Source organism: Ewingella sp. AOP9-I1-14 (assembly GCF_052375995.1).
GTDB lineage: Bacteria > Pseudomonadota > Gammaproteobacteria > Enterobacterales > Enterobacteriaceae > Ewingella > Ewingella allii.
This window is the reverse complement of record NZ_JBQSVA010000007.1, coordinates 17123-41760: the sequence shown is the minus strand read 5'-3', so window position 1 is coordinate 41760 and position 24638 is coordinate 17123. Positions and strand designations below refer to the sequence as shown.

The 24638-nt window shown below is 50.6% G+C and carries 31 protein-coding genes and 1 pseudogene; 24 read left to right on the top strand and 8 right to left on the bottom strand.

What is annotated here, in order from left to right; translation table 11 throughout:
- A complete protein-coding gene (locus ACT3RT_RS17725) occupies positions 1-1215 on the bottom strand; it encodes a Tm-1-like ATP-binding domain-containing protein (RefSeq protein ID WP_496200698.1) in 1215 nt (404 codons plus the stop codon).
- Positions 1216-1390: 175 nt separating this feature from the next.
- Here ACT3RT_RS17725 and ACT3RT_RS17720 point away from each other — a divergent pair, with 175 nt between their 5' ends.
- A complete protein-coding gene (locus ACT3RT_RS17720) occupies positions 1391-2017 on the top strand; it encodes a TetR/AcrR family transcriptional regulator (RefSeq protein ID WP_496203556.1) in 627 nt (208 codons plus the stop codon).
- 323 nt (positions 2018-2340) lie between these two features.
- Here the strand turns inward: ACT3RT_RS17720 and mntR are convergent, their stop codons facing one another.
- A complete protein-coding gene (gene mntR / locus ACT3RT_RS17715) occupies positions 2341-2784 on the bottom strand; it encodes a manganese-binding transcriptional regulator MntR (RefSeq protein WP_396132107.1) in 444 nt (147 codons plus the stop codon).
- Between the two features lie 190 nt (positions 2785-2974).
- Here mntR and ACT3RT_RS17710 point away from each other — a divergent pair, with 190 nt between their 5' ends.
- From ACT3RT_RS17710 to ACT3RT_RS17680, 7 genes and pseudogenes are all read left to right on the top strand, one after another.
- Positions 2975-3916 (top strand): metal ABC transporter substrate-binding protein, encoded by a 942-nt coding sequence (locus ACT3RT_RS17710; protein ID WP_396132108.1) that lies wholly within the window; start codon positions 2975-2977, stop codon positions 3914-3916.
- Positions 3913-4710, top strand: coding sequence for a metal ABC transporter ATP-binding protein (locus ACT3RT_RS17705; protein ID WP_353504168.1), 798 nt, complete (start codon positions 3913-3915; stop codon positions 4708-4710). Before ACT3RT_RS17710 ends, ACT3RT_RS17705 begins: the two co-directional genes overlap by 4 nt.
- Positions 4707-5576, top strand: a complete 870-nt coding sequence (locus ACT3RT_RS17700; RefSeq protein ID WP_496203453.1) for a metal ABC transporter permease — start codon at positions 4707-4709, stop codon at positions 5574-5576. The genes ACT3RT_RS17705 and ACT3RT_RS17700 overlap by 4 nt, the downstream gene beginning before the upstream one ends.
- On the top strand, positions 5573-6424 hold the full coding sequence (locus tag ACT3RT_RS17695) for a metal ABC transporter permease (RefSeq protein ID WP_353504166.1): 852 nt from the start codon (positions 5573-5575) through the stop codon (positions 6422-6424). Before ACT3RT_RS17700 ends, ACT3RT_RS17695 begins: the two co-directional genes overlap by 4 nt.
- A gap of 51 nt (positions 6425-6475) precedes the next feature.
- Positions 6476-7045 carry a GNAT family N-acetyltransferase gene (locus tag ACT3RT_RS17690; RefSeq protein WP_485903344.1) on the top strand — a complete coding sequence of 190 codons (570 nt, stop codon included), beginning with the start codon at positions 6476-6478 and terminating at the stop codon, positions 7043-7045.
- 141 nt (positions 7046-7186) lie between these two features.
- A complete protein-coding gene (locus tag ACT3RT_RS17685) occupies positions 7187-7390 on the top strand; it encodes a hypothetical protein (protein ID WP_353504164.1) in 204 nt (67 codons plus the stop codon).
- A 483-nt stretch (positions 7391-7873) separates the two neighbouring features.
- Positions 7874-8506 (top strand): annotated as a pseudogene (locus tag ACT3RT_RS17680) (porin); the annotation flags it as partial.
- An 86-nt stretch (positions 8507-8592) separates the two neighbouring features.
- Here ACT3RT_RS17680 and ACT3RT_RS17675 read toward each other — a convergent pair.
- The 6 genes from ACT3RT_RS17675 to ACT3RT_RS17650 all read right to left on the bottom strand — a co-directional run bounded on the left by ACT3RT_RS17675 (position 8593) and on the right by ACT3RT_RS17650 (position 14303).
- Positions 8593-9717: a phage integrase Arm DNA-binding domain-containing protein gene (locus ACT3RT_RS17675; RefSeq protein ID WP_496203452.1), complete on the bottom strand. Its 1125-nt coding sequence runs from the start codon at positions 9715-9717 to the stop codon at positions 8593-8595.
- Positions 9701-9943, bottom strand: a complete 243-nt coding sequence (locus ACT3RT_RS17670; RefSeq protein WP_185690393.1) for an excisionase — start codon at positions 9941-9943, stop codon at positions 9701-9703. The genes ACT3RT_RS17675 and ACT3RT_RS17670 overlap by 17 nt, the downstream gene beginning before the upstream one ends.
- Before the next feature lie 208 nt (positions 9944-10151).
- A complete protein-coding gene (locus ACT3RT_RS17665) occupies positions 10152-10796 on the bottom strand; it encodes a hypothetical protein (protein WP_496203451.1) in 645 nt (214 codons plus the stop codon).
- 126 nt (positions 10797-10922) lie between these two features.
- A complete protein-coding gene (locus ACT3RT_RS17660; protein WP_496203450.1) occupies positions 10923-12032 on the bottom strand; it encodes a hypothetical protein in 1110 nt (369 codons plus the stop codon).
- Positions 12033-12112: 80 nt separating this feature from the next.
- Positions 12113-13036 carry a recombination-associated protein RdgC gene (gene rdgC / locus ACT3RT_RS17655; protein ID WP_496203449.1) on the bottom strand — a complete coding sequence of 308 codons (924 nt, stop codon included), beginning with the start codon at positions 13034-13036 and terminating at the stop codon, positions 12113-12115.
- Between the two features lie 676 nt (positions 13037-13712).
- Positions 13713-14303 (bottom strand): helix-turn-helix domain-containing protein, encoded by a 591-nt coding sequence (locus tag ACT3RT_RS17650; RefSeq protein ID WP_496203448.1) that lies wholly within the window; start codon positions 14301-14303, stop codon positions 13713-13715.
- 106 nt (positions 14304-14409) lie between these two features.
- Between ACT3RT_RS17650 and ACT3RT_RS17645 the strand changes: the two genes are divergently transcribed.
- From ACT3RT_RS17645 to ACT3RT_RS17570, 16 genes are all read left to right on the top strand, one after another.
- Positions 14410-14640: a transcriptional regulator gene (locus ACT3RT_RS17645; protein WP_034795827.1), complete on the top strand. Its 231-nt coding sequence runs from the start codon at positions 14410-14412 to the stop codon at positions 14638-14640.
- A 25-nt stretch (positions 14641-14665) separates the two neighbouring features.
- Positions 14666-15196 (top strand): YmfL family putative regulatory protein, encoded by a 531-nt coding sequence (locus tag ACT3RT_RS17640; protein WP_496203447.1) that lies wholly within the window; start codon positions 14666-14668, stop codon positions 15194-15196.
- 175 nt (positions 15197-15371) lie between these two features.
- Positions 15372-15563, top strand: a complete 192-nt coding sequence (locus tag ACT3RT_RS17635) for a DUF4222 domain-containing protein (protein ID WP_496203446.1) — start codon at positions 15372-15374, stop codon at positions 15561-15563.
- The gene (locus ACT3RT_RS17630) at positions 15547-16665 is read left to right on the top strand and encodes a conserved phage C-terminal domain-containing protein (RefSeq protein WP_496203445.1); all 1119 of its coding nucleotides are present in this window, start codon (positions 15547-15549) and stop codon (positions 16663-16665) included. Before ACT3RT_RS17635 ends, ACT3RT_RS17630 begins: the two co-directional genes overlap by 17 nt.
- Positions 16662-17786 (top strand): DNA-methyltransferase, encoded by a 1125-nt coding sequence (locus ACT3RT_RS17625; RefSeq protein ID WP_496203444.1) that lies wholly within the window; start codon positions 16662-16664, stop codon positions 17784-17786. Before ACT3RT_RS17630 ends, ACT3RT_RS17625 begins: the two co-directional genes overlap by 4 nt.
- Positions 17779-17940, top strand: coding sequence for a hypothetical protein (locus ACT3RT_RS17620; RefSeq protein ID WP_167333544.1), 162 nt, complete (start codon positions 17779-17781; stop codon positions 17938-17940). Before ACT3RT_RS17625 ends, ACT3RT_RS17620 begins: the two co-directional genes overlap by 8 nt.
- On the top strand, positions 17931-18305 hold the full coding sequence (locus tag ACT3RT_RS17615) for a RusA family crossover junction endodeoxyribonuclease (protein WP_496203443.1): 375 nt from the start codon (positions 17931-17933) through the stop codon (positions 18303-18305). Before ACT3RT_RS17620 ends, ACT3RT_RS17615 begins: the two co-directional genes overlap by 10 nt.
- Positions 18306-18319: 14 nt before the next feature.
- Positions 18320-19015, top strand: coding sequence for a phage antirepressor KilAC domain-containing protein (locus tag ACT3RT_RS17610; protein WP_496203442.1), 696 nt, complete (start codon positions 18320-18322; stop codon positions 19013-19015).
- Positions 19012-20034, top strand: coding sequence for a DUF968 domain-containing protein (locus ACT3RT_RS17605; protein WP_496203441.1), 1023 nt, complete (start codon positions 19012-19014; stop codon positions 20032-20034). The genes ACT3RT_RS17610 and ACT3RT_RS17605 overlap by 4 nt, the downstream gene beginning before the upstream one ends.
- A 14-nt stretch (positions 20035-20048) precedes the next feature.
- Positions 20049-20420: an antiterminator Q family protein gene (locus ACT3RT_RS17600; protein WP_496203440.1), complete on the top strand. Its 372-nt coding sequence runs from the start codon at positions 20049-20051 to the stop codon at positions 20418-20420.
- 110 nt (positions 20421-20530) lie between these two features.
- A complete protein-coding gene (locus ACT3RT_RS17595) occupies positions 20531-21154 on the top strand; it encodes a hypothetical protein (RefSeq protein WP_496203439.1) in 624 nt (207 codons plus the stop codon).
- Positions 21155-21924: 770 nt separating this feature from the next.
- On the top strand, positions 21925-22305 hold the full coding sequence (locus ACT3RT_RS17590) for a phage holin family protein (protein WP_396130578.1): 381 nt from the start codon (positions 21925-21927) through the stop codon (positions 22303-22305).
- Positions 22292-22579 carry a phage holin family protein gene (locus tag ACT3RT_RS17585; RefSeq protein ID WP_496203438.1) on the top strand — a complete coding sequence of 96 codons (288 nt, stop codon included), beginning with the start codon at positions 22292-22294 and terminating at the stop codon, positions 22577-22579. The genes ACT3RT_RS17590 and ACT3RT_RS17585 overlap by 14 nt, the downstream gene beginning before the upstream one ends.
- On the top strand, positions 22576-23208 hold the full coding sequence (locus ACT3RT_RS17580) for a glycoside hydrolase family 19 protein (protein ID WP_496203437.1): 633 nt from the start codon (positions 22576-22578) through the stop codon (positions 23206-23208). Before ACT3RT_RS17585 ends, ACT3RT_RS17580 begins: the two co-directional genes overlap by 4 nt.
- Positions 23205-23711, top strand: coding sequence for a lysis system i-spanin subunit Rz (locus ACT3RT_RS17575; protein WP_496203436.1), 507 nt, complete (start codon positions 23205-23207; stop codon positions 23709-23711). The genes ACT3RT_RS17580 and ACT3RT_RS17575 overlap by 4 nt, the downstream gene beginning before the upstream one ends.
- A gap of 111 nt (positions 23712-23822) precedes the next feature.
- Positions 23823-24620 carry a S1 family peptidase gene (locus ACT3RT_RS17570; protein WP_496203435.1) on the top strand — a complete coding sequence of 266 codons (798 nt, stop codon included), beginning with the start codon at positions 23823-23825 and terminating at the stop codon, positions 24618-24620.
- Positions 24621-24638 lie beyond the last annotated feature (18 nt).

The window sequence follows — 24638 nt, the reverse complement described above, 5'->3', positions numbered from 1 at the left end:
TTAATGTTGAGCAATATCTTTAAAAAGTCCTACTGCCGTTTCTGCAAACTCTGGATCATTGATGTTGCAGTTGAGCCTAATTACACGCCGCTTCGCGGTCTGTTTTACGGTGTTTTCCAAGGTGTTAGCAAAAGCATTCAACGCATCGGGGTTCCAGAAGGGTTGCCCGACTGCATCTAGAGCGGAAAAACCGCCCTCTGGTATCAGGAAACGCACTTCGCCTTCGCAGGCGTTGAGCTTTTCCCCGATCCATCTCGCCATTTCGGCGTTTTCTTCCGGCGTGGTGCGCATCAGCGTCACCTGCGCGTTATGTTCATAAAACTGGCGGTCGGCATACTTGGCCGGGACCGTGGAAATATGCCCGAAATTGACCATATCCAAGGCGCCGCACGATCCCACGAAGGGGATTTCAGTCTGGGCGATGGCGTCGAAACGCTCCGGGCCGCAGGCCAGTACGCCGTCGAAAAGCAGGTCGCACACTTCCGTGGTCGTTAAATCCAGCACGCCGGATAGCAACCCGCTGGAGACTAATTTCTCCATCGCTTTACCGCCGCTGCCTGTCGCGTGAAACACCAGACAGTCGAATTCGCTCTCTAGCAATTCGCTGGCGCTATTAATGCACGGCGTGGTGACGCCAAACATGGTGAGGCCAACCGCCGGTTTGTCATCCTGGCTTTCTGGGTGAGAAAACAGTACCGCGCCGGCTATTTGGTGCGCGGCGTTAGCCAGCACTTTACGCGAAATGCGATTCAAACCCGCGACGTCAGTCACAGAGTAGAGCAGGGATATATCGCTCGCGCCGATATACGCCGAGACATCGCCAGAAGCCATGGTCGACACCATCAACTTCGGCACGCCAACGGGCAGAGCCTGCATCGCCGGGGTGATTAATGCCGTGCCGCCAGAGCCACCTAGGCCCAACAAGCCCGCCACGTCAGTCCTCGAGGCGATAAAGCCTTCGAACGCCTGCGCCATGGCGCTGATGGCTTTGCCGCGATCGCCACAGAAAACCGCATCGATGCCCTGAGGATGAAACGCAGCGACGGCGGCGGCACTGATATCAGCCTGACCGTCATGGGTTTTGTGCTTGGTCGATAAATCGACCGTGACCACGTTAACCCCCGTCGCGCGGATTAAATCCGCCACAAAAGCCTGTTCCCGGCCCTTGGTATCGGTGGTGGTAGCAACATAAACATTGGCTTGTTTTGCGTTCATCAGGACATCCTTTTTGATTAATATCCCCGCATAATGAGACGCCAGTCTCACTAGAGCAAGGTCATCATACACATTTGAGACTCGAGTCTCATAAAATTTACATTTCGGTGATTTTGCTTTTCCAGCAGGCATTTTTTGTTAAAGTTGGGTCATTAGACTCCTAGGTGGAAACCCTATCTTGACTCCTATTCATACGCCGGTAGCCCTGACCGAAGCCCAGACCCGCACCCAGCAGAAGCTGGTGACCGCGGCCATGCGTCTGGCAGAAAGTGGAGCATTACCTACGCTAACCGAAGTGGCCGCCAGTGCCGGATTTTCCCGCGCGACGGCGTATCGCTACTTTCCCACGCAGAGTGCGCTGGTCGCCGCCATGGTGGAAGAAAGCCTGCGGCCAATCATCGAGTGGGATCCGCAGCATGCCCACGCCGGTGAACGTATCGCCGAGTTACTGAGTTTTGCGTACCCACGAATGCTAGAACATGAAGGCGTTTTACGCGCGGCTTTACAGTTATCTCTGCAACAATGGTCAGAAAAGCGTCGCGATCCCGATACCCAAGAGACGCTGGTACGCGGCAACCGCAAAAAGATTTTGAAAAGGGTGCTCGCCCCCCTGGAAGACAGGCTTTCGCCAGCAGCGTTACAGCGCACCATGCACGCTTTTTCGCTAATTTACGGCTCGGAAGTGTTTATGGTGATGAAAGATATCTGGCACGTCGGTGACGGCGAAATTCAAGATCTCACCCAGTGGATGGCTAAGGCTATTTTGCGGCAGGCAGAGGAAGATGCGCGGCTGGGGGAGTGAGAGGGACTTAGGTGCCCGCACTGCGCGGGCATTTTATTGAGTCGGTGTCCGCGCTTTAAAAGCTCAAAAACAACCCTATCAGCACAGCCAAAATCCCCGCAATGACAATCCATGGCAACCATTTTGAAAATGATTTCATTGAATAACTCCCTGTTAATGTATGGTCATGGCAAAGCGATATTACCACCTCCTGCACGAAGAAATCTGCTCATGAAAGAGTCTTTAACTGGATCAAATATCGCCACTGTCAGGGGAAAGATAAGACGTAAGTGAGGAAACCTGAGAGCATGGCTCTCAGTTCCATAATGGCATGGGGAAGGGAGTTACTTCTTATTCTGCTCGGTGAATCGGCGGAAGACTTCGAGGGTTTCATCGCTGACGTGGTGCTCAACGCCTTCGGCGTCGAGGCGGGCGGTTTCCGGGCTGATGCCTAACGCGATAAAGAAGGCTTCAACTACGTTGTGGCGCTCGCGGTTTTCCGCCGCCAGTTTCTCGCCCTCTGGCGTCAGAAAAGTCCCGCGATAGGGAAGTTGACGCACTAATCCCGCACTGGCCAAGCGCTTGAGGGTTTTTGCCACTGTAGGTTGAGATACGCCTAAACGGGCTGCCAAGTCGACCTGTCTGGCCTCGCCAAACTCACGAATCAAATCCGAAATCAGCTCGACATAGTCATCCATCAGTTCGCGGCGATGCGCTTCTCGCACTTGTAAAAAACCCTGAGCGTGCTCTTCAACATCCAGTAAAGGATTCACCTTCTTTTCATTCACAACGCTTGCCTCTTTCTTGCTCAACGGTTTTTTACCGCCGCCATTTACGGCGACAGGGATTGATATTGTAAACCAAGCTGGCGCTAGCACCAATTTTTGCAAACTTTGCATTGGCTAAGGAGTATAGCCTATGCTATATCTGTGTAATAAAACGTCGCCACGCTGCAAAAGAGCACACAGGAGAAATTTCATGGAGAGAAAACAAAGTGTTTGGAAACTGTTCAGCCTTACCCCGTTTCAGTTACGGCTGATGCTCATCGGCATGCTGGTCGCACTGCTGGGTGGCAATGCGCAGGCTGCTGATAAAGAAAAGAAAAAATTCAAAGTCGTCACGACATTCACCGTGATTCAGGATATCGCGCAGAACGTCGCGGGCGACGCCGCCACGGTTGAATCCATCACCAAGCCGGGGGCGGAAATCCATGATTACCAGCCGACGCCGCGTGACATCGTCAAAACCCAATCCGCCGATCTGATTTTGTGGAATGGCTTTAATCTTGAGCGTTGGTTCGGGCGTTTCTTCGAAAATATCAAAAATGTGCCCTCCGCGACGGTCACTGACGGCATTACGCCGCTGCCGATCCAAGAGGGGCCTTACCTTGGCAATCCCAACCCTCATGCCTGGATGTCGTCCAAAAATGCCTTGGTGTATGTCGAGAATATTCGCGCCGCTCTGGTGAAGTACGATCCGGCCAATGCCGAGGTGTATGACAAAAATGCTAAAGATTATTCAGAGAAAATTAGCCAATTAGATGCTCCACTACGTGCCCGACTGGCGAAAATCCCGGCCGAGCAGCGTTGGTTAGTCACCAGTGAAGGGGCTTTTAGCTATATGGCGAAGGATTACGGTTTGCAGGAAGCCTACCTTTGGCCTATTAACGCCGAAGAGCAGGGCACGCCGCAGCAGGTCAAAAAGCTGATTGATTTGGTGCGCGAGAAACATATTCCGGTAGTGTTTAGTGAAAGCACCATTTCAGATAAGCCCGCCAGACAGGTGAGCAAGGAGACCGGCGCGGCCTATGGCGGCGTGCTGTATGTCGATTCACTGTCGACAGCCGATGGTCCGGTGCCAACCTATATTGATTTGCTGAAAGTCACCGTCGGGACAGTGGCAAAAGGGTTTGGCCAATGACAGCAGAAACCTTAGAACTCAATGTAGAAAACGTCAGTGTGACCTATAACAATGGCCACACGGCGATTGAAGATGCCAGTTTCCGGCTGGAAGGCGGCTCGATTTGCGCCTTGCTGGGGGTAAATGGCAGCGGCAAGTCGACGCTGTTCAAAACCATTATGGGCATTGTTCGCCCGACCACCGGCAGCGTGTCGCTCAACAAAATGGACGTTGCCAAGTCTTTGCGCCAGAACCTTATTGCCTACGTGCCGCAGTCAGAAGACGTCGACTGGAACTTCCCGGTGCTGGTGCGTGATGTGGTAATGATGGGGCGCTACGGCAAAATGTCCTTCTTGCGCATTCCTTCTAAAGAGGACAAGAAGCAAGTTGCTTCAGCCTTGGCGCGGGTCGGCCTGACCGATCTTGCTCAGCGCCAAATCGGCGAGCTGTCCGGCGGGCAGAAGAAACGGGTATTTTTGGCCCGCGCGCTGGCGCAGCAGGGCAGCGTGATGCTGCTGGATGAGCCTTTTACCGGCGTCGACATCAAAACTGAAAATGCCATTGTTGACCTGCTCAGGCAGCTGCGCGATGAGGGACACCTGATTCTGGTATCGACCCACAACATCGCCAGCGTGCCGGATTTCTGCGACCGGGTGGTGCTGATTAACCGAACGGTGATCGCCAAAGGCCCGCTGGAAACCACCTTTACCCACGCCAATTTAGAGCACGCCTTTGGCGGCGCAATGCGCAATATTGACTATCTGGCGAAAGAGCGCGTGGCCGAGCGCCCATCGCCAGTGAGGCTGGTGCAATGATCGAGCTACTGCTACAACCTTTCCACTATAACTACATGGTGAAAGCCATTTGGGTCAGCGCCGGAGTTGGCGCGGTATGCGCGTTTCTCTCGGCTTACCTGATGCTAAAAGGCTGGTCGCTGATGGGCGACGCGCTGTCGCACTCCGTAGTTCCGGGTGTCGCCGGGGCTTACGCATTGGGCTTTCCCTATGCCATTGGGGCTTTCGGCACCGGCATTCTGGCCGCGCTCTCCATGACCCTGCTGCGCCATTACACCCGGCTGCGTGAAGATGCCATCATCGGCTTTGTCTTCTCCTCCTTCTTCGCGCTGGGCCTGCTTTTGGTATCACTGAATCCCACCTCGGTGAACGTGCAGTCCATCCTTTTTGGCAATATTTTGGGCATCGACGACGCCGATATTTTGCAGGTGCAAATCATCGTCGGCGTTTCGCTGCTGGTGCTGTGTGTTATCTGGCGCGACCTGCTTGCCGTATTTTTTGATGAAGCCCATGCCCGCTCAGTCGGTTTATCGCCCCTGTGGCTGAAAGTGATTTTCTTCACCCTGTTCAGCGCCTGCAGCGTGGCGGCGCTGCAAACCGTCGGGGCGATTTTGGTGATCGCCATGGTGATCACACCGGGCGCGACGGCCTACTTGTTGACCGACAGGTTCTCCCACCTTTTGCTGTTATCCGTCGCCATCGGTGCCGTCACTAGCGCGGTCGGAGCCTGGCTCAGTTACTACCTCGATGGTGCCACCGGCGGGGTGATTGTGTGCCTTCAGACCAGCGTCTTCCTGCTGGCCTTCATCTTCGCGCCTAAGCACGGCTGGTTGGCGAATCACTTTCGTATCAGAAATAAGGCGCAGCACAAGGAGAGTGCCTCATGACCTCATGGTTTGACCTGGTGATGGAGCCGATGGGCTTCGTCTTTATGCAGCGCGCCCTGTTGACCGCCATGGCGACCAGCATCGTGTGCGCTATCTTCTCCTGCTTTCTGGTCTTGAAAGGCTGGTCATTGATGGGAGATGCCATCTCGCACGCGGTGCTGCCCGGCGTGGTGTTGGCGTTTCTGGCGGGCATTCCACTGGTGATTGGCGCTTTTGTTTCCGGCTTATTCTGCGCCGTGGCGACGGGCTACATCAAAGAGCATTGCCGCGTGAAAGAAGATTCGGTTATGGGCATTGTTTTCTCAGGCATGTTTGCAGCGGGACTAGTGCTGTTCTCCCGCGTTAACACTGAACAGCATTTAAGCCACATACTTTTTGGCAACGTGCTCGGCGTGACTGACAGCGAAATGCTGCAAACGCTGGTGATTGCTGGCGGCGTAACGCTGGCTATTCTGGTGAAATTTAAAGATCTGACGCTGTTCTGCTTCGACCCAGTACAAGCCAAGGTGATAGGCCTGCCGGTGCGTTTCTACCACTACGCGCTGCTCTGTTTGCTGGCATTAACCATTGTCGCCGCTTTGCAGGCGGTGGGGGTTGTGCTGGTGGTTGCCATGCTGATCACGCCGGGGATCACAGCTTTTCTGTTGTGCAAAACGCTGCCTAAAATGCTGCTGGTTGCTGTGACAACGTCACTGATTGCCGCCATTGCCGGGACTTTCATCAGTTTTTATATTGATGCCGCGACTGGCCCGGCCATCGTTTTGGTGCAGGCAACCCTCTTTTTACTGGCACTGGCAGGCTATTTATTACGTAAAATCCCCACCCGCCGCGCTGAAAAGATCGCCTGAAAAGTAAGATTTTTGCCATACTGACGGCAGAGTCCCTTTTCAGGAGTGTTCATGGAAATCATTAAATCAGGTCATGCCGATGTGCAGGAGATCCTGCACATTCTGAGCGAATCCAAGGGTGAGAACCTCTCTTCCGAGCAGCGAGCTAACGAGGGATTTACTCAGGGCAATATGGACGAATCCTTGCTGAAAACCTTTCAGGACGGCGTCGGCGTTTTTGTTTGCAAAGAGCAGGTTGACGGACAGCCGGTGATTGCGGGGGTAGCAATGACTTCGCTCGGTAAGCTGGCCAAGCATGGGGTGGCGCAGGCGACTTACAACGCCGTGGTCAGTAACGGCAAGGTTCCGGCCGATCAGATTTTCCTCTACGGGCCAGTGAGCGTGCGGCGAGATTTTCGCGGCAAAGGGCTGCTGACCCAGCTCCTCGTTCATATCTGCGAAAACCTACAAAATCGTTTCGCGCTTGGCGTGGCTTTTGTCGATAAAGAGAATCAGAAGTCGCTGGCTATCCATCGCCATTATCCGATGACTGAATTTGATACCATCAGCATGAACCGCCGCGAGTATGTTATTTTCACTTTTGAGCCGCGCCGCGTCCTCTCCTTTTATAAAAACCGCTAATTCCTCATAGTCATCACGCAGATATAGAAAGCAGAAATCGTCATTTTATTTCTGCTTCATTCCATTGTTAACTGGTTTCAACGAAGAGCGACGCAAAGCGCATTTCTCTTTCAGAAATTTATTTAGCAAGGGGCCGACATCATGACGCAGAAAAACTCGTTTTCTTCATCAACAACCTTTTGGCAACGCGTTAAAGATAAATGTTTAACCGCATTTCTCACTGAACCTTCACAGGACAGCACGCGCATGATGGAAGCCTTAATCCCTACAGGAAGCTTATATGGTATCGAAATGGGCAGTTTTTCAATGGAAAGAGTTGACCCAGCCTGGTATCGCACGAAATAGCTTTTACCGGCATAGGGTACGCTTTAGTTACTGGAATGAGCTGTGCATCACCCATCAGCTGTAATTCCTGATCTTTCTCCTGGTAGTCCGAGTAGTAGTGCAGTAAATGTTCAACACTTTTAGCCTTAGTTCTCTCTGACCTCGTCGTAAATGTGATTTTTCTCTCAATTGTGGAGCCCGTAACTGATATCAGTTATGGGTTTTTTTATTGCCTAAATTTTGACACATTTAACCGCTAATTCCCGCCTTTGTCTTTTTACGCCGCAAATTAATATATATTTAGAATATTCAAATTAAATACATTCACCAAACAAATAATTAAAGCCAAAAGAAATAGTTAGCAATAAATAATAAATCTATTTATCGAAAATTAATTAATACCAAGGGGAACTCTGTCGTTATTATTAGAAGGAAATATAATATATACAAATTTATTATATTGAATATAAAAAAATTCATTTGAATGATAAAAGGAATGAGATCATGAAATTAAAAGCATTGGCACTATTGGTCCCAGCATTACTGATTACAAACGCTGCACATTCGGCTGAAGTTTATAACAAAGATGGCAACAAATTAGACCTGTACGGCAAAGTTGATGGTCTGCACTATTTTTCTGACGATGCGTCAAAAGACGGCGACCAGTCTTATGCCCGTTTCGGCTTCAAAGGTGAAACCCAGATCTCTGATCAACTCTCAGGCTACGGCCAGTGGGAATATAACGTTCAGGCGAACAATACTGAAAGCAGTGGCTCTTCTAAAAACGCCACGCGTCTCGGCTTCGCGGGCCTGAAATTCGGTGACTACGGCTCATTTGACTACGGCCGTAACTATGGCGTGGTGTACGACGTTGAATCCTGGACGGATATGCTGCCTGAGTTCGGCGGCGACACCTATACCACTGCGGATAACTTCATGGTTGGCCGTACCAACGGCGTGGCAACCTACCGTAATAACGGCTTCTTCGGTCTGGTTGAAGGCCTGAACTTCGCGCTGCAATACCAAGGGGCAAACGACGGCACTAACAATGGCGAAGGCACGAACAACAGCCGTGACGTGCGCCACCAGAATGGTGATGGCTACGGTATGTCTACCAGCTATGACTTTGGTATGGGTATCAAATGCTAACCATCTATTATTACTAATTAAATTTGCATCCCTGCAAAACTCCTGCAAAATTCTTCTGCAAAACGACATATGAATTAAATGACAACCTCCTTCCAGTCCTTTCCCCGATCGTCATGATATTTCTCCGTCATCTGGCTATTTTTGTGACCGAGTAACACCTGCGTGTTCACACCCTGCTCACTGAAAAGTCGTTCTGACAACGAACGCTGCTCGTGAAATGTTGGGGGACTTACACCGGTCCATTTCAGGCCACAGTTATCTCGAGCTTCTGCAAATCCCTTTGACAGGGTGCTCGTGGTGATCTGTCCTCCCCGCGTACAATTCCTTCTCGCTCGATGATGATGCAAGACCCACTGGCTCAAAACCGAATCACGACATTCAGTAATGACATCCTGTAGAGAGATACCCAACGCTTCACATTTTAAAGAAAGCGGAATGGCGACTTTAGCCCCAGTCTTTTGCTGAATAATGTGGAGTTTATTGTCCCAAATATCTGTGAACTTTAATTTTGACAAATCACCAATTCGTTGCCCGGTAATAATAGCCAATAACATTGCACGCGGAATATGCACTGGCATCTTCAAAGCCTCGGCATATATTTCCTTCCATTCATCCAATGAAAGCCTTTGCCTTGTTACCTTAGCTCTTGGTTGCTTAGTTGCTTTAGCCGGGTTGTATCCAACGGGGACTTCGCCAGCATGTTGAGCTTCTTTAAAAACATCACTTAATGTTGAGCGCACCATTTGCGCCATTCGGCCTTGGCCTTTTTCAATATACAAATCAAGAATGCCAGCGATATCTCTGGCTCCTACTTCAGAAAGCGATTTTATGCCACAGTAAGATATCAATGCTCTTAATGAGGGTTCACGGAGTTTTGCAGTATTAGCTTTAATCTCCCCAGCTTTAACTCTCTCTAACTGTATTAATCTGTACTTATCAACCCAAGCATTTGTTGAAATACCTTTATTTACATCTCGGCTAATCTCGTTTCTAACTCGTAGTAAATTAGCCATTTTCCGTTGGTTTAATTGCATATTCGCATCAATTGCGATTGCTTTTGCTTCATCTTCATTGTCTCCGAGCCCATGAAACTTTCCAGTTCCTGGGTGTTTATAACGCCAGTACACTTTTTTTGTTCTGGCGTCGGTATAACAGGAAAGTCCGGGAATATTCACGTTGTATTTACGTGGACGTGCCATCTTCGAGAATCCTCATTAAACGTGGATCTAAGTCCTTGCTGATCTCGACCTTCTCGGCAATGCCAATGAACCGCGCTGAAGCTTCTACACGCCAGCACCGCCCAGCCTTAACGGGAAGAGGGAAAATCATTCCGTTTTTGGCATACCTCATTAATGTTGCTCTACTTGGTACTGGCGCTGAGAACTCTTCGAGAGCCCATTCATCTAACGTTAATGTTCTCGCCATCACTCACCCCACACTGGTTAATTTCTGCTGCACACAGAGTTGCTATTGGTTGTTACGGCCTCTTGCCCGGCCGTAATACCGGCCCTCGAAAAGGTTGATCATTTTCATGCCCGCTGGCAGACGTGCCGAAGGTGCTGGTGGAGAGAACCACCAAAACCCCGGATATGATACGAATTCCCCACGCACGCGGGGGAGGCGCTGTGCCATGTCACTCACCATCCTTAACGACGATGCCAGCGGCGCGCATTAACTTATCGCATTGCTGTAACGCCTCATTGAATCCATCAACTCGACCTCTCGCCCACGGCTCCTCGTCAAAGTCATAACCTTCACCTTTCTCCAGCTCACAATCAAAATCAAGCTCGGCGGGCAACACCACTACAGGCTTAGGCTGGCGGGTGAATAGCTCTGTATCAAGAGGAAGGTTTACGTCAGATATGAATGAATATCTGAATGCGCCGTCACTAAGCAGTGGCGTTTTACGCTTTATTAGGCCTACAGGCTCTTGCTCACCCCGAAGCTCGGCGAGTTCTCCCTCTGCCGCCTCTCGCTGCTGGCGTTCTGCTTCGAGCTGTTTGGTCAGATTGACGATTTTAAGCTGCTGAACGTTCCAGACTAAGTTTGCGTTGTCACATTCCTCTGGGTCAACATGCCCGCAGTGAGGGCAGTAGCAATCATCGTAATCACCACTATCTGCAATCGGACCACCACCTTCAGCGTTTTGGCTAGGGAAAATCTGCCCGCATTCTTCACACTCCGCGACGTAGTACCCGCCGGTATTATCATCAGTAACAAACCCCAACTTGGCGCGCTCAGATGGACGCAGCGCCGCGATCTCAGTTGTCTCAGTCATGGCATGCTCTCCATTTATCGTCCTGAATGTGATTCATGCAGCCGTAATAGAAACGGCTACTTCCGACGTATGTGCGGGAGCGCTTCTTGCAGAGCTTTGCGTAGGCGGACCAGAATATAGCCTTATTCATACAGCCTCCTGCAACGGCATAACTTTATTTTGGGAATCGTTGCCCCAGCGCTTGACCTCTTCATGAGTAAATTTTCCCGCGTCAACTGCGCTTTTCGTATATCCACTGAAACCACTACGGTGATAGAGCTGGTGTTCTTCATTCCAAAGAACGAATAAAGGCTCCGCAGGCTTAAAAATTAAGTTTTTGATGACCTCCGCCCGCTTAAAATCCATGATCTTGATAGCATCTGAAAGCTGACCTTCAAGGCGACGACGACGCTGGTGCGCATTGCGCTTCACCCGGATATTTTCAGGTTGAACAACATAGAGAGAGTGGCAACACTCGTTTTTAACGCCATATTTTCCTGACACAACCCACCACATATTGTTGATGTTGTAATAAGCAATGCCGGAGCAGATCCTGCCCTTATAATCGGTGAACCAGACGCGCTGCCCGTGAGTGACTTTCAGACCTTCAGCCGAGGTTGAATTGTGCTTTTGGTCGTACTCTGTCATGGCCGACGGGTCACCCTTGAAATGCGAGCTGGTTTTGTAACAACCTTCGATAAATTCCAAAGCTGTTACACCATTGATCCCGCGCTTAGTATTCCGGCCATCTCTAGACTTTGAGTTGAACGCGTAACCCTCAAAAACATTGCACAGATAGTCACGGATCCGGCGGCGAGTACGTTCCATTTCTAGACGCATCACGTATGGCATGTGGTGTTCTTTATCAGCTTGATATCGACCGCCATGATCAGGCCGGTCTGGAGCATTAACGCACTGGAACATTTGCAACTGGATAGTACGGCCAGAAATATTCAGATCAGCGTGCAGGTCACCTTTATGGCAAAGTCTTTCGCGGCGTGCCGCAGCGACAGAGATTTTGTAGCCGTAATGCTCAACGTCTCTGGTATCAACTTCTGGAACTTTGCATGTCCACCCAAGGCGATTAAGCTGCTGTAAGATTCGCTTGAAAACCTGATGCTTAAATTTTGCTTCCCAAGCCTCTCTCTCAGCCCAATTCCCGGCAAGTCCTTCTTCCCAGATATTGATGCTTGCATCACCGAAGGTGACATTACCTTCCCGCTTGATTTGGCCTGATTTTTTATTTTTTTCAGTCATGAAAATACTCCACACGTCATTTTTAGTTTGAGCGAATCCCTTGCCAGTTACGGCAATAAATAAAATTCGATAGGTTTAAATTATCTTTTGGCTTCGCCGCCTAGCGCGGCAATCAAAGCAAAAATGAAGGTTGAGTATTCGCCGGTAACCAGCAGGAAATCGGCCTCAAATCGCTGAGCAAAATCTTCACGGTCAATATCGTCGTTCTGGTCGATCAGCGTATCGCTCGGCTTAATCTTTTTCAGGGCAAAGGTGTCGTTTATCTGGAAGCTAATGCGCTCCTGCCAGTCAACTGAGAGCTGAGTAACGAGCTTGCCGTTCTCGATATGGCTGCCTATCTCGTCGCTGACCAGAGACTGTTTCTTGCATCGGATGGTCCCGCCTTCTTCCAGAATGGCTTTCAGTTCCGCTTCATCTTGCAGCTGGAATCCAGCTGGCGTTACGCCGGAACGGACCCATTCAGTGAGCGTCAGCTCGATAGGGGATTCCATGGTCAGCGGCACCACTGGGAGTGAGCCTATGCTTTTGCGGAGCAGGGCGAGAACGTCTTCGGCCTTTTTCGCGCTGCCAGCGGCGACCATGATTAGGCCGTTGACCGCATCAATCCAGACCAAGGTTTGGCTGTAGCGGCTGAACGCACGCGGCAGAAGGGTATGCAGCACCTCATCTTTCAACGAGTCCTTTTCTGTCTTCTTCAGCTTGCGGCTTTGCTCACTTTCCAGCTGGGCAACCTTGGCCTGCAGCTCCTGCTTAATTACCGACGCCGGAAGGTTTTTCTCTTCCTTCTTGGCGCAGATTAAAATCTGCTGGCTGCCGGTTGAATGAACCAGTTGGCCGCCGCCGAATGACCCCATAGGAGAAACCCAGCCAGTTTTCGCCATATCTTGGCTACCGCACGGCGAGAAGATGAAGCGCTCGAGCTGCGGCTGCATTTCCTCAGCATTCAGCTCTACATCGCGGCTGAGGCGGTAAATCAGCAAGTTTTTAAACCAAAGTTCTTTCACGTTAACTACTCCTGTTTATGCCCCTGCACAGGGCTTAAAGAAATCTGCTCACACACATAGATAAAGGGCCGCCGGAAAATGCACAGGGCGTGCTGGACGGGGCCAACGAACCCTTATCTATGTCTGTAAAAAAGGGGCGACTGACCTGATAGAACACTATCCTCACTCCCCCTGGTGTTGGATGATTGAAGGATCAGGCCAGTCGCCAAGAACTACACACAGCAAATATCGGTTTTCCACTTCGATTAGGCGCGTGGCGGCGGTAGTCGAAACCGCAACCGGGCAGGGTAACCCGACCATCCCCTGATGCCTGCCACAACGGCAAGAGCACTGGATCAACTATGGTAGTTGCCTGCCTGTTGGTGAGTTCCTCAACCCCCAGTACCCTTGCCGTTGTGCTATGACCAACTATGACTTGGGTAATAACTCAAGTCAACACGAAACCTCAAAAAATTATTACATTGGTAATAATTGGTTGAAGGATGGCACAATTTTTTTTGTTATCTTTGAAAAGGTCAATAAAATACTATATGGATATACAGTGTTTTGCGGGCGGTAAATAGCGTTACCGCTCATCCGAGATAAGGAATGGCTTTATGAGTATGGGTGTGTTGCTAAAACGAGAGGGGAATGGGGATTACGGCAAAAGCGTGGTTGATATTGAAAAGGTCACCTATTACCGTAATTTTCGAATGAGGATTTGCTCAATAACGCCAATAATTGAGGAGGGATCCTTAACCTCGAAAAGAGGAACCCGGTCATTGTCCACACCAAGGAAGCCATGTTCCGTTCCCCCATCAAGAAAACGATAGGCTGAAATTTCCCCACGAATATTGGCTATAACCAAGTCTTCATTTCCCGGCCTTAGAGAGGGGTCAACAAGAGCAATTGCTCCCGCTGGAACCTTATCTATACCAGTGTTTTTACGCATTACGTATGCTCTGAAGTTATCCGGCATAGCGTCAGGCCATGAGATAACGTCATCCGTAATGCCGGACTCGTTCCACACTGAAATCAGACGTGAAACATCCACTTTTTCAAGATTTGTGTCATTACCATCCATACTGCCTGATCCATTAATCAACCAGTCAGCACTAATCCCCAGCGCAGCGGCAATCTTCCCCGAGAACTTCGAGGTTTCGTTTTTACCCGTCAGGATTTTGGAAATGATGGATTGGTTTACCCCTGACAATCTTGCCAGCTCACTTTGAGAAGTAACCCCGTTCCTCTGCATCGCGATATGCAGTCTTTCACATAGTGTTTTCATGCGATGAAAATATTACCTAAGTAATTGGCAGTCAAATTACCAGCGTAATTGATTAAATCTATTACTTGGGTCATAATCCAGTCTCTTTAGGTAATAGGAGTTTGAGATGAACAGCATTATCCAAAAGGCCATCACTGCCGCTGGGTCTCAAAAGGAGTTAGCCCGCAAGGTAGGTGTTGACCAATCAGCAGTGAGTAAGTGGCTGAATGGCGGAGGTATTCGTTCTCAGTATATCCCCGCAATCATAAGTGCATCGAATGGACAGGTCACAGTGGCTGAAATTCTGAGTTCTTTGGAACGCTCAGAGCCATCAAATCCTAGCGCATCGGCCGCTTGATTTTAACTACCCAAGGAAAAGCGAAATGGTAGACATCAAAACAGCAGTAAAAGCGATGTGCAAAGCCTTCCCCGGCGGTCGTTCTGCAATGGCTGGTGGACTGGGAATGACTGAAACGCAGTTCAACAACAATCTGTACGAGAAAAACGGCTGTCGATTTTTTGAAGTTACTGAGCTTGAAGCAATCGAGGATCTGAGCTGTACCAGTTTCTTGGCAGAGTACTTCGCCCAGCGCCGCGGTGGCCTGTTCGTGGACATTCCGCAATTGGATGAACTGGATCAGGTTGAGTTGTTCAGCCGGAGCATGCGCACAGCAGCGCATCGTGGCCACGTCGACATGATTATTCAGGCATCGCTTGAAGATGGTGTGATTGATTCGGCAGAAGCCGCAGAAATCATGACGTATCACCAGCGCCACTTGGCGGCACGTGATGCAGAGGTTAGGGCGGTGATTGCGCTTTTCAGCAAGAAGTCAAAGGCCGGAAAGGGTGACGCCCCGAGTGTGCAGCTCGAGGCGTCGTGCGTAACTAAACAGTGTGGAGTAGATAACGCATGAACAGTTTACTCGTAAAAGCTGGCGTTCCGCAAATGCGCTGTCGGTCAGTGACTGGCGGAGCGCCTGGCTCTTTCTCGTATGAAGTGATTATCGGCGGACGCTGGGTGCCGTGCAACTACCAGTTCGCCGCGTGGTGGGTAGGTTACGTGGTGGCGCTGAGCCAGAAGGTGACAGCATGTCTGAAGCAATCCAAGCGCTGGACAGGCGTTACAAAGATTGGCGGGGCGTACTGGTCCACGTCGTGGGATATGACAGAGCCACAGAGCGAGTCATCTACATGCGGGAAGGGTATGAGCATGAATGCTCCTATCCGGTTGCCCGCTTCAAGTTACGGTTTGAGAGGGTAGTTGATGAGCCGGATATTTGAAATCGTTCAGGCAATGTCAGGGCAGGGGAACTGCATCACTATCCCTGCGCCTTATCTGGACTTTGTCTATGGCGATCCGCAGGCGCACCTGCTTGGCGCGATCCTCAACCAGTTGGTCTTCTGGTCAGGCAAGCAATCCTCTCAGGAGAACGGCTGGTTCTACAAGACCCATGAAGAGCTTGCTGCTGAGATTCGCGGCGTTAAACCGGATCAGGTGCGTAAGGCCGTTGATAAGCTAATCACCAAGTATCTACCGGGCGTAATTGAAGAGGCTAAGCGCAAGGTTAACGGTACACCTAAGAAGCATTATCGGGTGGATGGTGACACCTTAATCACTATCATTTTCCCGCCTAAAGCCGCGCCAGTAATGGAAACGGCAGTATTGCCAAATGGAAACGGCAATATCGCCGAATCCAATCGGCAAATAAGCCAAATGGAAACGGCAGAATCGCCGAATCTTGGAAACGGCAATATCGCCAATTCTATTCTCTATACAGATCATTACTCAGAAGAACACAAACAGATCAATAAACCCTCTTGTCAGCCGGCTGCGCCGACAGACGGAGAGGAATTTATTTCTGAACGTTTAACTCGAGAAGCGACAGAAATCGTTAACCACCTGTCGGCGCTGACTGGCGTGAAATTCGAATTAACCGACGGCAACCTGCAACACGTTCGCGCCCGGCTGCGCAACGCTACCGCTAGCAAGTCAGAAATGCTGATAGTGGTCGACCATCTGGTTGCCTGCTGGTTGGGCACCAAGTACGCGCGCGGCTTAAACCCGTCGACCATCTTCTCGTCCGATAAATTTTCTTCCAACCTGCTGGCTGCGAAAGCGTGGGATACCGCAGGCCGCCCAGCATGTTCAAGCGAAGCCAAAGCAAGCCCTGTGCCGGAAGATACTGCTGAGCGCGATGCCGCGTATCGCCGCTTCACCTCTGGTGTTGGTGCCGTCAAGAAGCCAAGCGAGCTGGAGAAGTTGGTTTGCTCCGAGGCGAGTAAGGCAAACGTGAGGAACATGGGGCCAGCGTATTCACAGCCTCGCTGGAATCAAATCTGGAAAGAGTGCGCGCAGCGCCAGCAGCAGGGGGCTACGGCATGAGCTATCAACTAAACATCGGTCGTTGTGAGGAAGTATTGCGCCGCTTGGCCGACAACAGCGTTGATTCGATAGTCACAGATCCACCTTATGGTCTGAATTTCATGGGGCATAAGTGGGATTATCAGGTGCCAACTGTTGACCAATGGGCTGAGTGCTTGAGAGTTCTGAAGCCGGGCGGGCACCTTCTTGCGTTTGGCGGCTCAAGAACCTATCACCGCTTGGTCGTAAATATTGAGGATGCAGGTTTCGAAATACGCGACCAACTGATGTGGATTTACGGCACAGGGTTCCCGAAATCGAAAAACCTCAATGGCGAACATGCTGGAATGGGTACCGCTCTGAAACCGGCCCATGAGCCAATCGTGATGGCGCGAAAACCACTCGCTGGAACAGTAGAGGCGAACGTCCGTGAGTTCGGGACCGGCGCGTTGAATATCGATATTTCCCGAGTGCCGACAGGCGAAGCATTAACAGGTGGTGCTGGCGCTCTCTTGTCCCACGTTCGCGATGGGAAAGAGGCGGATGGTGCTGACTGGCAACCTGAACAACTCGGCCGCTGGCCGGCGAATGTATTGCACGATGGGAGTGACGATGTGGTTGCAGCGTTCCCGGACGCCAAGGGTCAACAGGGGGATTTGAAAACTACGGGAAATTCCCGCCCGGCCCGTATCTGTTATGGCGATATGAACGCCCCTCGCGATCATGCCGCTCGAGTAGAGAGCAGCACATCAGCAGCGCGTTTCTTCTACTGCGCCAAAGTAACAAAAACTGAGCGCGACGAAGGGATGGACCGATTTGTGCCGGTTTCGGCTACTGAAATGACCGGCGGGCGAAGAGAGGGCAGCGCGGGCATGAATGACCCGCGCGCTGGTGCCGGGCGAACGACTGGCGCCCGCAACGCGCACCCAACCGTAAAGCCTTGTGACCTAATGCGCTATTTATGTCGTCTAGTAACTCCCGCTGGTGGGACGGTCCTTGACCCATTCATGGGGTCTGGTTCCACCGGAAAAGCAGCCATTCTGGACGGTTTCAGTTTCATTGGGATAGAACTCGATCCCGACCATCTGACCACCGCCGCCGCGCGCATAGCTTACTCAGCAAAGGTAATGGCTAATGAATGAATTCCAGAAAATCTGGCTTGATGCCTATAACCGCTGGTTACTGGCTGAATCCGCAACGGGTGAGTTGCATACCTTGGATTACACCGCGGCGCGGGAACATGCAGATGCTGTGCTGAACAGCCTCATCAAGGCGGGGGAGGTTGCATGCAGCTGACCCTGCCATTCCCACCGAGTGTTAACGGCTACTGGCGCGCCACTAGCAAAGGCATGCTGATCAGCGCACGCGGCAGAGTTTACCGTTCAAACGCTGTAGCCGCAGTTTATGAGCAACTCAAATGCAAGCCTAAGCCGCTGACCGCCGAGTTGGACGTTCACGTCGTGCTGTTTCCGCCGACCCGCGCGCGCCGGGATCTGGATAACTTCCAGAAGGCGCTGTTTGACAGCCTGACGCATGCCGGAGTGTGGGCCGACGACAGTCAGGTGAAAAGAATGACTGTTGAGTGGGGAGAGTTAACGAAAGAGGGAAAAGCAGAGGTACGGATCATCGATTTCAAACCAGCCGGTGTGCAGCCGGTTTAACGTGTGGGGTAATTATGTCGAACAGTTTGCTGTCAGGAAAAGTGGTAACGATGTCGAGCCGAGAGATTGCCGCGTTGGTGCAGAGTAAGCACAGCGATGTGAAGCGGTCGGCTGAGCGGCTAGTAACTGGTGGAGTTTTAAGCGCGCCGTTGGCGCACACCCCCTATTTGCACGAGCAGAACGGGCAGGAGTACCAAGAATACTGGTTCAATAAGCGTGATTCACTGGTTCTTGTGGCGCGCCTATCGCCGGAGTTCACCGCCGCAGTTGTGGACCGGTGGCAGGAACTGGAATCCAAGAGTCTGGTACCTCAGACACTGCCGGAGGCTTTGCGCCTTGCTGCGGATCTCGCTGATGAGAAACAGGCTCTGGAATCTCAGCTGGCGCTGGTCGCACCGAAGGCTGAATTTGTCGATCGGTACGTGGCCGCTAAAGGTTCAATGGGGTTCCGATCGGTCTGCAAGCTTTTGAAGGCCAAAGAGCCAGAATTCCGCCTGTTCATGATCGATGAAAAAATCATGTACCGGCAGGACGGGCAGTTCACGCCTTACAGCACGCACACAGACGCTGGCAGGTTTGAAATGAAGACAGGCACTAACCCGAATAACCAGCATGCTTTCCGGCAGGCGCGGTTTACGCCAAAGGGGATACAGTGGGTTGCCGGGCTTTGGGCCGACTACCAGCGCAAGAAACAGGAGAACGCAGCGTGAGAGCATTACTTAAGCCTTACGCCCAGCGCGCGGCGGGTGTTGGTATATTTACGCCAGATACAGACTTAATGTGGCTGTTCGACCAAAAGCAGCTGCTCGTTTCTACGGTTCCGCCGGAGTTAGCTGATCAGCCAGACGGCAAACTACCGGATGTCATTCATTCGTTGGTGGATGATCAGCGCCTGAAAGATTTCTTCATGAATGAGCGAGTATTGAACGCTGCTGGCAGCGAGTGGGCGCTCAGAGACTGGTTAAAGCGGATCATGACCTGCCAGTGGACGCGAGGAGACGACAAATTTCACACCAAGGAAATGGACACCCTTAAATATGGACACAGCGGCGTCCGCCTGTGCTGGCACCATGAAACCAAATTCAGAGACCACATTGTGGATGAGCTCGACCGACTTGCCGACCGCAACCGCGCAGAGTTTATTGTGACAGCAGCAGTTAGGGACTTGAAGCTACCGGAAGGCCACCAGCTGAGTTTCTATGATTTGTGCTGGTGGGCGACGCTGCGGGGACTGGTTGACCTGATGCCCTACGATGCCGCGCGCCACGCGTTGCGCTGGCAGCCAGAAAAGCCGATTAAGTCGGTTGGCCGTGAGTCGGAAATTGTGCCTGAGGCCCATCCCGTTGAGGCGCTGAAAGAACGCGTTGAGCCGGTTAAAGCGGTCCTGTACGTCGCCATTGACCCGGAGACACCGGAGTCCTTCATGCTGCGCCCAAAGCGCCGCCGGTGGGAAAACGCCAAGTACACACAGTGGATTAAGCGTCAGCCTTGCTGCGGCTGCGGGAACCAGGCCGACGACCCGCACCACATCACCGGTAATGGCTTCGGCGGTATGGGAACAAAATCGCATGACATGTTCGTGATCCCGCTGTGCAGGCAGTGTCACGACAGGCTCCATGCGAATACGGCCGAGTGGGAAGAAGTGAATGGCAGCCAGTTGCTTCTGGCTATGCGGACAATGGACAGCGCGCTGGCGATGGGTGTTATCGCTACGGGCAAAGCAAAATAAGTGTGGAGAGAATAATGCGTGATATCCAATTGGTGCTGGCTCGTTACGGAGTTTGGGCTCGAGATAATTCAGGTGTAAGCTGGTCGCCAATCGCGGCTGGCTTCAAAGGCCTGCTGCCTACTGAATCCAGTAAGATAGAGACGTGCTGTGATGACGATGGGCTGATAGTAGACGCGGCGGTAGGTCGGCTGGCGGCGGTGCGCAAGCCAGAAGAAGTGACACTCATCATGCTGCATTACCGCTATGGCATGTCGAAAAGAAAAATCGCGAAGATTTTTAAGGTGAGCGAAGGCCTTATCCGTCAGCAGTTACAGGTCGCTGAGGGTTTTGTTGATGGATGCCTTGCGATGACTGGCGCTGTACTGGAAATGGATGCCTACACGTGAAAAATAACGCTTAAGAAATATTATTGAGCTGAGGTTCTTTACCTTATAGACTAAAGTTATAAAAAATAGCCCATGAAAATGGGCTTATCTCATACTAATGGGTAATTAATATGGAACAAATATTAAATCAGTATAAGGCTATTCGGAGCTCGGCAGAAAAAATAAATTATTCTCTTGCTCACTTGTTAAGGCCGGATTGCCAGTACTATCCCGTCGGCTTTTTTAATATGGCTATCAATCAAGTAACTTTAACATTTGAATTGCTAAGTTACTATAATGAAGTATGGAGAAAAACAACTTCAGTAGAGGGGATTACTGTTGAGAAAGCAAGAGAGCAAAATTCGCAACGAGTTGTGATGATTCAAAAAATGTCATTTATAGGCCTGATTTCTTCACTTGAGTATGCAGCAAAGAAAATTATCGAACTAGGTGACTCAAAGTTGGTTATACCTACTGATAGGCGGATATACCTCGGAGATATAATGAAAAAGTCATTGCATCAAGAAATTATCTCAGAGAAGCAGTATGTTTTATGGTCAGGGGCTGTGAAGTTTAGAAATACCCTTGTGCATAACAATGGAATTCCAGATAAATCAGATACTTATTTTTTTCCTGAGTTTGAGCTATCCTTAATTAAAGACGAAATGTCAGTGGGCAAGCTGAATCTTTTTGGTAATTTAAATCATTGGCTAATCTCTTCTGCTGAAGAATGGTTTAGAGGCATATATTCGTAGATTCTTACTCACGTTCTAACCTTTTTTAATAAAGATTATATAATCAAAGTGAATAAATATTAAAAATCCCTCATGCGCTACGCAAAATCTATTGTAACCTGTTAAGAGTGGTCACGAAGTCACAAAGCTTAGAAAATATCGAAACCTCGCCTCGGCGGGGTTTTGTCGTTTCTGAAGGATAGTAAAATGCACAAGTAAACGGCTAGACCGTAGGCGTCAGCCAATGCAGCAATCATGATGCTGCCCTGAGTCGCAAAGTTGCGCGAGCCTGTGTAGCGACGGGTCAAGGGTCATATATCAAAACAAGCTCCGGTAGAGCAGCGCGACAGCCAGACGCGCACCGGTTATTAGCGGCCATGGGCGACAGACACTCAAGGGCATGAGCGCGGCCACTGCGAGAGTGTGGTGTATAAATTATGTTGGTGATAAAATAAGCATTGCCGCATTCCAGCGGTCTCAAAGGAGTTGATAATATGGACATGAAGTCAGTAAGAATCACCGCCAATAGCGAAAAAGACGTGTCACATCTAAGGGTCAAGGTTTCCGCAGAACCAGATAAACATGGAGTTGTGGGTTTTCTGAGAAATCTTTCAGCCGGGATGTATGAGAAAGACTTGTTTCCTATCTACAGGAAAAAAACCTGCCGTGGGTATGAGTATTTATGCCCTCTGAGCTGAGTTAGAAAATGAATTTTAGAGGTCGCCAATCGGCGGCCTTTTTTTATGCCCTCGATTCGATGGAGGACAACAACAGCGATAAGGGGTTTATCAATGTCTGAGCCTGTATCAGCAACAGCAGCTTCAGCGGCACTCGCTACGGTCGGTGTGTTTGGGTGGTTCACTGGCCTTGATTACGGCGTTGTGTTCGGTGCGTTTGCTGGGGCTGTGTTCTATGTCACATCAGCAGTAGACCTGTCAGCGTGGCGACGTATCTCATATTTCGGTGTGTCGTTCCTGTGCGGCCTGTTTGGTGCTGGCGTCGCTGGCGCAAAGTTAGCGGCTTGGCTCAACTATCCCGATAAACCACTGGATGCCTTGGGCGCGGTGATCATCTCCGCACTGGCGGTTCAGCTTTTGACGTTCGCCAGCAACCGGGCAAAGAACCCAACATCACTGATTGATCGGTGGAGGGGGCAAAGTGGTACTAAATGACCCGCTTGTTATCTCGAACGTTGTGCTTTGCAGTCTGGTGGTGGTCCGGTTGTGCTTCTTTCGAAAGAATGGGGCAACGCACCGGCGCTGGGCGGCTTGGCTGGCTTACCTGCTTATCTTGGCCTACGGCAGTGTGCCGATCCGCTTCTGGTTCGATCACTACCACAACACGCACTGGGCGTCGTTCGCACTTAACGCCATCATCTGCATCGCGATATACCGCGCTGGCGGGAACGTTGCCAAACTCTTCAGTGTCCTGAGACATCCACAATGACAAAAGACCAATTTCAACGGGCGGCTTCACTCAGCGCCGACTTAGCCACGCGCTGGTATCCGCATCTGGTTTCTACGATGGCCGAATTCGGCATCACGACACCTGCGCGCCAGGCGGCATTCATCGCCCAAATCGGTACCGAGTCCGGCGGCTTTAAAACGCTGTCCGAGTCGTTCAACTATTCCATTGCTGGCCTGTCAGTGTTCGGCAACCGCCTTACGGCGTCGCAGCGCGAGCAGCTGGGCCGCCGGAACGGTGAAGGTCCGTTATCGCTTGAGCGCCAGCGTGCTATTGCCAATCTGGCCTATGCGAACCGCTTCGGCAACAAAGCAGCCGGAGACGGCTATAAATTCCGAGGTCGTGGACTGAAGCAGATCACGTTCCTCGACAACTACCTCGCCTGTGGCCGCGCGCTGGGCATTGACCTTATCAGCGACCCGGACCTGCTATTGCAGGACGAATACGCGGCACGGTCGGCGGGCTGGTTCTGGAAGGCCAACAACTGCAATCGCTTTGCAGACTCTGGCGATTTCACCGGGCTGAGGAAGTGCATTAACGGTGGCACAAACGGGCTGTCAGACAGTCAGGCCCGCTTGCTGGTGGCGCAAAAGGCGCTGGGGCTGAAATGAACGTTAAGGCGTTAGTGATTGTCGCTGCGCTGCTGGCCGCTGGTGTGACGTGGTGGATTGAGGGCATGCGCTGGGATAAAGACGTTTCCAGCCTGAAGGAGTCCCATGCCCTCGCACTGAAGAGCATCAGCGATAAAGCCTTTGCAGATTTGACCGCCGCCAACCAGCGCACCGCTGAAGCGCAGGCCGCTGCCTCAGTGTTAGATAAGAAGCATACCGAGGAATTAGCCAATGAACTGGCAAAAAATGAAGCCCTTCGCGCTGACGTTGCCGCTGGTACTCGCCGCGTGCGGATCGCCGAAGCCAACCTTGCAACCAGTCAGCTCATCCGAGGCAACAATACCGGAGCCGGCGGCGTGGGCCATGCAGCACAAGTCGAACTCTCTGACGCTGGTGGACGGGCTGTTCTCGATCTCCGAGCCAGCGCCATTAAAGACGACCAAGTGATTCAGTACCTTCAGGGCTATGTCACCGACATAGTTAAGCAGTGTAAGGTGAGATGAAGTGTGCTTTCAGTTTGATGAAGTATTATGTATGTAGTGATGAAATAATTTATTAAAATAAGAAAAATGCTAAAATTGTGGCTCCATTCTCTTTCAAAAAGGAATCCCACAATGGCAGTTAATAATGAAATTTACAAATCAACAATCCGAATTGAATGTAATGTGCCAGGAGGTGTATCTGTAGGAACGGGTTTCTGGTTTGCTTTTCAACAAGATGAAGGTGTTGTTATTCCTTTAATAGTAACTAATAAACATGTGGTTAATGAAGCTACCCAAGTTAAATTAAGATTAAATGTTAAAAGTAATAAAAATCCCGGTTTGAAATTTTACAATGTTGAAATCAATCAGGGTAAAGGAGCGTTTATCGATCACCCAGATCCTAATATAGATATCTGCATACTACCGATGGGGGCTTTCCTAACCCAACTTACTGATGAAGGAATTGAAGTTCAGGCATTTTCCTTTACTGATAAAGAAATGCTGTCGGATAAATTCATTACTCCTATTGAAGATGTATATATGACAGGTTATCCCAATGGATTGTGGGACTCTGTTAATAATAGACCTATCACAAGGAAAGGTGTTACTGCATCTTCCCCTAAGGAGGATTGGCAAGGTAACCCTGAATTCTTAATTGATATGGCTTGTTTCGGCGGTTCAAGTGGATCACCTGTGTACATTATGAACCAAGGAGCTTACGCGAGCGAACACGGTACATCTTTTGGAGAGAGGTTTATTCTGCTTGGTATACTTTATGCTGGGCCAACAGTGAATGTTGACGGCTCTATTGAAATAGTAAATGTCCCAACAGCAACAACAGCCGTAGTGCGTTCCACAATCGGTTTAAATCTTGGCCTCGTAATAAAGGCGGAGAAACTAAACGATTTTAAACCATTGATGGGAATTTGATTCCACTTTTATTTGTTA